Below are 8,053 nucleotides of genomic sequence, written 5' to 3' on the forward strand. Positions count from 1 at the left end.
TTCCCAGTCTGACATCGTATTAAATACATAAAGATAAACTTTTTTTGTTTGCATCGAATAACGCTCCAATCACAATTAATATAGCCTATTATAATATAACTTCCCTGACAGCTAACGTCAGGGAAGTTATCATACTTGATGAAATTTTATTAATTCCGACAGAACTTCAATAAGTCTTTGTTTAAGACTTACTGGCCCAATAATTTGAATAGATTTACCGTACGGTAAAAGTAAATGAGGTACATATGTATGTATCATATCTTTTTCAAGAAGAAATACTGCTTGAGTTGAAGTCCGTTCTTGTAAATAATGTCCAAAAAACCAATGTTGGCAAATATCATCCAACGCCCTTGTATTCCCATTAATAACCAAAGGGATAATCCCTTCCTTACCTTCTATAGTTGGAAGGAGATTGTCCATAAAAAAGTCACGTGCTGAAAAATTTTCTGGTCGGTTAAACTTATTTTCAGTTAGCATTAAGCTTTCCATTCGATCTACTCTAAAGCTACGGATATCATTCCTAAGATGACAAAATCCAATCACATACCACTTATTATTCCAATAAATAATTCTGTACGGATCAACCAATCTATATGTTGATTGTTCTTCGCCACATTTAAGGTATAGAATTTTTACAGAGTATCCGTCAGCTACGGCCTGCTCCACTTCCTTCAAAGAAGGCTCCATAGAGAGGGAACTTAATCGACTTATTACTTCAAGACTGGTTAAACGTTGGTTTATCTTTGTTTCCTGTTCTTGATTTGAATATCTGCTTAGCTTTGAAATAGCCCTATTTAGTGCATCACCTCCATAATATCCAGCTTCTTCTGCAAAAACAGCAGCGTGAAATAGTGAGGTTTGCTCCTCAAAATCAAAAAAAAGAGGAGCTTCAATAAAATTGTTCAATAAAGTGTATCCACCATTATGGCCTGTTTCTGAAATTATAGGTACACCACTTGTTGAAAGTGTATCAATATAACGATACACAGTCCTTATATTCATTTCTAACCTTTCTGAAATTTGTTTTGCAGTAATTTTTTCACTTGAATTAAGCATCCATAGAATTGCTAGTATATTGTCAATTTTAGGCATATAAATCCACCTCTATATGGAATTTATTATCTATCATATAAGTTTATTTTTCTTAATTAGTAATAAGTAAACTTTAGTTTATCATTTAAATTTAACTTATTTCCTTGAATTAGATTATTCTGTCTTGTTAGTTTTAGTATAACCCATCAACTATTCCACAATCTGGCCCGATTGCTGAACAAAGAAATACTCTATAAAATGGATCTTTTTATCAAACTTTTTTACAAATTATCACTCTTTATTATAAATGATCGAACTTTATTTTAAATCAACACAAGAAAAATCATAAGAGAGTTCTTCAAGGCTTAACCAAATGTTATAAACCAAAAAACCTCCTCCATATTGCATATTAGTAATGAGAGGAGGTTTTTATTGGTAAAGAGTAGGCATGTCTTGGTAGATTCTTTGTCAAAGAGTGGTACAAAAGATGGCATAGGTGGTAAATTCCTATGGCCGTAATCATCTATATTGAGAAATTTATTACAAAATTAGCTATAAATGATTCTAAACCCGAAAGTAAACTTTCACCCAAAAGTTTACATTTGTACATATTAATAGTTTGGTGTCGCATAGATCGCAAAAGTTTCCCCAATTGAGAATGCCCCCCCAAAAAATAACACCTACAAACATTTGTAGGTGTTATTTTAATCTATTTAGGATTGTAAAATTTCTCGTATTTCTTCTATACTTAACTTCGTGAACTTTGCAATGTCCTCTACTGACATTCCATTTTTATGCATACCACTAACTAATTGAATACGTTCAGCAAGCTTTCCTTCTTCTCTTCCTTTTTTTATCCCTTGTTGTTCTGCATGAGCAAACTTTGCAGCCTCATCCATTAATGCTTTTTCCCTTGCTTCATAGGCTTGACGGAAAGAAGAATCTTGACTCATACGTTCCCACTTATTCATTGCCTTTTGTAAAATTGGATCTTGGTTCATCGCAATATCCTCCAATGTTTGGGTTAAGTGTTCATCTTCATTCGCTGGAAGTAATAATAACCAACGAACAAACGAATCTTCCCAGGGATTTACTTGTTCATTACGCCATTGTTGCATTAACTTCGGAATTTCAATAATATGCATTTCTATATCATCACTCAATACCTTTTGTTGTTGCTGATTCCACAAGATTCCTGTTGTATGAAACGCTTCATATTCTGGAAACATCACAAAGTTTAACAAATTGATGGTAATTGTTTTATGAAGTGAGCTATATGGCATTCCTTTTTTTAATTGAGAAGTGTATAACCTTCCCCAATAATACAAGCTTCGTTTGATCATATCGTGATTGTTATTCAGCTGTATTTCTACATTTATCTTTGTCCCCGTATCTAATGTCGCTGAGATATCTAAAATCGATAATTTATCTTCTTCATGTTCTCGATGCAAATGTGGATCTTCTAACTGCAAGGATATAATGGGTGATTCTAAAGAATCATGTAACATAGCATTTAAAAAGGCAACCAGAATATCCTCGTTCCCACTTGTACCAAATAATTGTTTAAATGCAAAATCAATACGTAAATTCACTAATTGTTGATTGGACATGGGCTTCCTCCCCCTGCCTTATACTATTTCTTTCCCTTATTGTACATAAAATGAAAGTAAAGATGCAAACAGGATTTTATATCTAATAAAAAACAAATCATTATATCTATGTTCATGATAACATTAAAAATAAGATGATTAATCTAATGGAGGACTACAACATGAAAAAAATAAAAAAAATCTTAAATAATCCATTTGTGAAATATCCATTAACTATAATTTCAGCCATTGCAATAATAAATGTAGGATATGATTTAGGATCATTTTTAATAAGATTAAAATATATTTAAGTAATAATAGAGCATTTATTTGATTCCAAGCTGAGATGGCTGCTGGTATCTATGAACAAAAAAATATAGAAAGAAAAAAATAAATAAATATAATAAGGGAATGCAAGTATACTAATCTATACTGCATTCCCTTATTGTAATTGTATATCCACTATATTTTTATTCTTCCTTTTCCAAAATTAAAAAACTAACATCCGAATTTCTTAGTTTTCACCTCTTTCTAGCTTCACTCTATTGTAATGCAAACTCCTCATTAAATATCCAATCTATTAGCTATCGCCCCCCTATAAACCATAATAACTTTTAAAATAGTAATCCCAACTGTTAAACAACAAATTATATTTTTATAAAAGAAAACAACTTGGATAAAAACAGGTTGTTTTCTTTTATAGGGTAGAACAAAGAAAGAGTGGAAAAGCAATACACAAACGTGTAAATCACATGGAGTAAACCACTAAAAAGAATGAAAATTCTGATAATTTAATCGCTAAGGGTTTTCGTTTACTCTTTCTTTGTTGTTATGAGTTTAACATTAAAAAAAACATAAATCAACAAAAAAAACAAAAAATTCTTATATTTTCGACATTTTATTCATCTCGCTCTAATTTCACCTTAAAAACATAGTTACTGTAGCTGTGAACTACCCACCACTTACCGATTATCACCGCTTGAAGTGGGGGATTCCTGATTCTACAAGCATTGCCTATCTCTTACGAGATTCGGTCTTACACGCTCTCCACAGGCGTAGATTATACTGTTCGGACAAGACCTTGCCCTACAGTTATATAGATGTTATGTACATTTAATATGTTGGCTGATACGCAATTTGCGTTAAGCCGGCTTTTTCAATGTTAATCGCTGCATTGTGGTCACGATCCAGTACAGTACCACATTGTTTGCATACGTGCGTACGAACAGAAAGTGATCTCTTAACTGTTTCCCCGCAATTCGAACATTTTTGTGACGTGTAGTGCGGTTTTACCATTACCAAACATCCACCATTTCGTTTTGCCTTGTAGGAGAGGAATGTACGGAACATCCCCCAACCTGCATCGTGGATGGATTTTGCTAGGTGACGGTTACGTACCATATTTTTGATTTTTAGGTCTTCTATACAAATTACACCATAGCTGTTGGTTAATCGGAAGCTTAGTTTGTGCAAGAAATCCTTACGTTGATTCGCTATCTTCGTATGAATTTGTTGTAATTTGTCTACTTGCTTGCACCAGTTCTTCGAACCTTTTTTCATTTTTGAATGTTTACGTTGCGCACGTTTTAATTTACGCTCTTCTTTGCGTAAGAACGTAGGATTCTGAACTTCTTCTCCATTAGATAGAACCGCAAATTTTTTGATGCCTACATCAATACCAGTTGTTTTATTTGCATCACAAATAGAATCTTGGTTTACGTGTTTTTCAACACAAAAAGTCGCAAACCAACGGTTTCCTTGATGTTTTATGACAACTTGTTTAACGCGGCCATCTAATTTACGGTGCCATTTGATATCAATGACCCCTAATTTCGAGATAAGAAGTTTACCGCCTTTTGTGAGAGAACACATACGACGGCTTGTCCCCAAGGAACCATCCTTCTTTTTATATTTGAACATACCAAATTGAGTAAGAGTAATAGAACGATATTCTTTAAAACTTTTCATTTTTGGATAGCCAGCATCCTTTTTAAAGAACTTTTTATAGGCTTTTTCCAAGCGCGCAAACACTTCCTGAAAAGGTTGCGAAGGAACCTCTTTTAAGAAATGATATATCTTTTTATCAAGTTTTTGCTGATTTTGTAATTCATACCGTGTTAAGTCTTTTTTGTTTTGTTTATAATATCGTTGTTTATCTAGCAAAGCGGAGTTATATTGCTGACGACAAATGGAAATCCATCTCTCTAATGTATGTTGTTGTTCTATTGTAGGATAGATTTCAAACCTGTAGTTCAATTTCATTATGTCGTCACCTCCGAATATTTGTTCTAATAACTCTATTATAAACAAATTTTACGATGCTTTACCACTCAGAAGTACTTTTGTTAGGTCGGGCCATTCATCTCCCACCTACGCTTCGCTTAGAGGAAGGAGAATTCTGGCTGAAGTTCGTTAAAAGAGAAGTAAAAGTAAAAAAATGTAAGGATTAAAATATTAATGTTACTTCGAACACCCCAAATTCATCAAAATGAAAATTTATAGCCATATCATGTCCCTTTCCATCAAAACATGAAACAAAAATGACATTATGTAACTCTTTTTACTAACTCGAAATTTTTTTCTAAAAATGCTTAAAGCTTGATATATAAGCTTTTCTACTACACCTATACAATTCGTTATGAAAATTTATAGCTATATGATGTCCCTTTTTTTCAGAAGAAACCCCCATAAACCTTTTTATATTAAGGCTTTACATGTTTATAACCCTATTTTCATGTATTTATGCAACATGAAAATCCATAGCTGTATGATGTCCCCTTTTTTACCCAAACATGAAAACTAGCCTAGCCACTTCATGTTCCTTTTGTAATTATAAAATTACAGATAAACCCCATTAACATCACTATTTAAAAGGGTTCATCTGTTTAATTCACAATTATAAACATGAAAATCCATAGCCATATCATGTCCCTTTTATTTTTTTAAAAATCGATATAACCGTTGATTTAATCATGTTTACAAGGTTTTTTTGCTATTTCCCTTCTTTTCTACCAATATGAAAATCCATAGCCATATCATGTCCATAAAAAAAATTTCAAGAAGTCTGAAACCCCTTGATACACAAGGGATTAAAGGGCGTTTCATCTTTTTATTTTTTCTCTTAAAGGGACGCATTTCAGCAAATTTCGATTTGGTATAATCAAAATTGGTATATTTTATAGTGTTTTGGCATTTATTTCTGAATTTATAGGTAGGAGGTGAAAAAGATGGGAAAATCATTTATTATTCGTAATCAACGTAGTCTAAATGGACAATCTACAAATGCAGTTTTAGTAACACTGAAGTCTTGGCAAAAACTTGTTGAAACTTTCGAAGAGAAATACTACAGCTATAAAGATACATACCTTGAGGATATTGTTGATCATATGACATATGAGGAGCGCATTGCCGATGTGGATGGCTTCGTAGCACAGGCTAAACCATCTTTTTCACGTCGTACACTATCTGCTATTTCGGAAACAATGGGAAGAAAGCATAAATTATATGGCCTTACAAACGCAGATTTGGAAGTCTTCTTATATCTACATAAAAAATGTTACACGAATGGAATCATTCCAAATGTAACAATACATATGATGTGGGAAGATTACAAACTATATAAAGAAGAATTTGCTTACATACAGCATTCTCAATTCTATATTGCATTAAAGAAATTAAGTATACATAACATTATTACGATTGAAAATGAATTAGATGGCCGATATACAATTAAATTAACTCATTTTATGAATGAAGAAACTGAAAAGGCCAATGCATATGTTTATATTAGCCCCGTGGTATTTACGAAAGCTTTCTTTGAGCTATCAGTTGCATCTAAAAAGCTATTCTTAGATATTGCTATGCAACAGCACAGTGAAACTACACTAAAACGTTCCTTAGACAAACAAGATGAAAAAGGGAATAAAACTCATTTTGGTGGGATGTACCGCTTTTTACATAAAAAATATCCACATCAAATCCGCGCAGTTATGACAGAATTAACAACTGCATTACCATGTACAGGGACTTCACTATTCAAAATTTGTAAATTACAAAAAGGGGTTAAGAATAAAAAAAGATATACAACTCTATATCTATCCTTACATACGGATTTCTTATGTGCAAAAGAAACAGGAGAAGTACAGTATCGCGATCCATTCACACCAAAGCTTACTTATGCTCGTAAAGCTCGTTTTATCGAATCCGTACTACAAGAAATGAATATTGGTGAATTTACACAAGACATGAACAAGTTTATCCATGTACTTAAATATACATGCCATCGACAAATTCGAAGCGTAATTCATAGCTTACGTGACATGATAGATCGTAATGAAGAATATCCAAGCAAGTTAGTATATACACTGAAGAAATTATTAAATCAAACATCACAATATCAAATTCTTGATACAGCGGCTAAAGAAGGTATTTATCCTCTGATTACACAACATGTTCCGAAAGAACATAAAGAACAAGCTGTATTTGATTTCGGATTGCATTTCTCTATGTACTCTCTGCGAAACATCAAAAAGCTGTTCCGCAAAACGTATGAGTTACTAAACTACAAATTTGCTGTACCTGTTACAGAGGAATCGTATCACCGCAACTATCTAAAGTATCAAGAAGAAACGTTGTTTAGAAAGTACGCTTATGAACAAGGTACACACCTAAACGCTTATATGGCTTTAGAAATAGAAATACGTGAACTCTTAAAGGCAAGAGGACATAAAGAGCGCTCTATTCCTAGTGATGTTCGGGAATTGTTCATTGAAAAGATAGATAGATTACCGAAAGAAAAGCTTCGCGTTATTGAAGTACCAGATAACTTTAATTTAATTACATTTATGCGTGCCTTTGAACAGTTAATACGCGCTGGTATCCCAGTAACAACAGCTGAGCAAGTACTGACAGCAATGAAAACGAATTAATCATAATCAGCTCTCTATTTTTGAAAAAAATTCAAGATAGAGGGCTATTCGTGTTGATACGTTTATTGTGAATAATTTTACTCATTCTTCACAATAAGTAACTTTACTCGATTCTATTCATAATAGAGTCTTTTTTTATGCAATCATATACAAAAATAGTGTGATACCTATCTCAATTTCCACACATACTTTCATAAAAACATGTTATGAGTTGTCTAAATACATTCAAATATCTACAAGAAATCATAAGAAAAAAATTAAATTTCGTGGATAAGTAGATAAATAACACATAATGTGAGTAATTTTGTGCAATTATCATTGATATATATAGCTTATACGCCTTCATCTATCAAAAATCATCAATATTAATGTGAGTTATGTGCTAGATCTTAATAATGTTGATTAATTAACACATAATGTGAATCTTTTGTGGGTAAATACAATAAGATTGTTGAGATTCAGTGAATTCACATGAAATTTTACGATTGAATAAATATGTTAAAC

General features: G+C 32.4%; 5 protein-coding genes. 2 read left to right on the plus strand and 3 right to left on the minus strand.

What is annotated here, in order from left to right:
- Positions 1-129: 129 nt before the first annotated feature.
- Both AB3X48_RS14245 and AB3X48_RS14250 read right to left on the minus strand, forming a co-directional pair.
- On the minus strand, positions 130-1,092 hold the full coding sequence (locus AB3X48_RS14245) for a helix-turn-helix transcriptional regulator (RefSeq protein ID WP_001124112.1): 963 nt from the start codon (positions 1,090-1,092) through the stop codon (positions 130-132).
- Between the two features lie 653 nt (positions 1,093-1,745).
- Positions 1,746-2,642: an Rpn family recombination-promoting nuclease/putative transposase gene (locus AB3X48_RS14250; RefSeq protein ID WP_000070893.1), complete on the minus strand. Its 897-nt coding sequence runs from the start codon at positions 2,640-2,642 to the stop codon at positions 1,746-1,748.
- A 161-nt stretch (positions 2,643-2,803) separates the two neighbouring features.
- Here AB3X48_RS14250 and AB3X48_RS14255 point away from each other — a divergent pair, with 161 nt between their 5' ends.
- Positions 2,804-2,932 (plus strand): hypothetical protein, encoded by a 129-nt coding sequence (locus AB3X48_RS14255; RefSeq protein WP_002107230.1) that lies wholly within the window; start codon positions 2,804-2,806, stop codon positions 2,930-2,932.
- An 802-nt stretch (positions 2,933-3,734) separates the two neighbouring features.
- On the opposite strand, the gene AB3X48_RS14260 is transcribed toward AB3X48_RS14255, so the two are convergent.
- Complete coding sequence (locus AB3X48_RS14260; protein WP_246907838.1) at positions 3,735-4,883, minus strand: RNA-guided endonuclease InsQ/TnpB family protein; 1,149 nt, start codon at positions 4,881-4,883, stop codon at positions 3,735-3,737.
- Between the two features lie 965 nt (positions 4,884-5,848).
- Between AB3X48_RS14260 and AB3X48_RS14265 the strand changes: the two genes are divergently transcribed.
- Positions 5,849-7,549, plus strand: a complete 1,701-nt coding sequence (locus AB3X48_RS14265; RefSeq protein ID WP_088099240.1) for a hypothetical protein — start codon at positions 5,849-5,851, stop codon at positions 7,547-7,549.
- Positions 7,550-8,053: the final 504 nt, after the last annotated feature.

Origin of the sequence: Bacillus sp. S4, from assembly GCF_040838205.1 — a bacterium.
Lineage (GTDB): Bacteria > Bacillota > Bacilli > Bacillales > Bacillaceae_G > Bacillus_A > Bacillus_A cereus_U.

Excerpts from the sequence above, each read along its gene's own strand:
- AB3X48_RS14260 (WP_246907838.1), bottom strand. The coding sequence starts at position 4,883 with ATGAAATTGAACTACAGGTTTGAAATCTATCCTACAATAGAACAACAA.
- AB3X48_RS14245 (WP_001124112.1), bottom strand. The coding sequence starts at position 1,092 with ATGCCTAAAATTGACAATATACTAGCAATTCTATGGATGCTTAATTCA.
- AB3X48_RS14250 (WP_000070893.1), bottom strand. The coding sequence starts at position 2,642 with ATGTCCAATCAACAATTAGTGAATTTACGTATTGATTTTGCATTTAAA.
- AB3X48_RS14265 (WP_088099240.1), top strand. The coding sequence starts at position 5,849 with ATGGGAAAATCATTTATTATTCGTAATCAACGTAGTCTAAATGGACAA.
- AB3X48_RS14255 (WP_002107230.1), top strand. The coding sequence starts at position 2,804 with ATGAAAAAAATAAAAAAAATCTTAAATAATCCATTTGTGAAATATCCA.